General features: G+C 60.5%; 1 rRNA gene. It reads left to right on the top strand.

Going from position 1 to position 557, the window contains the following annotated elements:
* Positions 1-117: ribosomal RNA gene (locus QSK36_RS43065) — 16S ribosomal RNA — on the top strand; the annotation flags it as partial.
* Between the last annotated feature and the right edge of the window lie 440 nt (positions 118-557).

Below are 557 nucleotides of genomic sequence, written 5' to 3' on the forward strand. Positions count from 1 at the left end.
ACCCGAAGCCCGTGGCCCAACCACTTGTGGGGGGAGCGGTCGAAGGTGGGGCTGGCGATTGGGACGAAGTCGTAACAAGGTAGCCGTACCGGAAGGTGCGGCTGGATCACCTCCTTTCTAAGGAGCACTCGGCCAGCCTTGACTCTTATTGCGAGGGTTGGGTTTGGTCCATGCCGGGTTCAGGGGCGAATGTTCCCTGCCTGGTGCGCTCATTAGTGGAGCACTGGTTATTCGGGTCGGCCGGTTCTGGTCGTCTGGTGAGTACCGCCGCGAGTTGATCGCGGAGTGGGAAAGCCGGCGGTGGGGGTTGGTCGGCTCGGGCACACTGTTGGGTCCTGAGGAAACGGACCGTATGCCCGGCGCCTTGGGGTGCTGGGCGGTTTGTTTCTTCCAGGGCTGGTCTCCTGCCATACCGGTTCGAGTGTTGTGCTCGGGTGTTTGGTGGTGGGGTGGGCTGGTTGTCTGGTTGTTGTTTGTGAATTGCATAGTGGACGCGAGCATCTTTGTGGCCAAGTTATTTAGGGCACACGGTGGATGCCTTGGCATCAGGAGCCGAT

Origin of the sequence: Microbispora sp. NBRC 16548, from assembly GCF_030268985.1 — a bacterium.
Taxonomy (GTDB): domain Bacteria; phylum Actinomycetota; class Actinomycetes; order Streptosporangiales; family Streptosporangiaceae; genus Microbispora; species Microbispora catharanthi.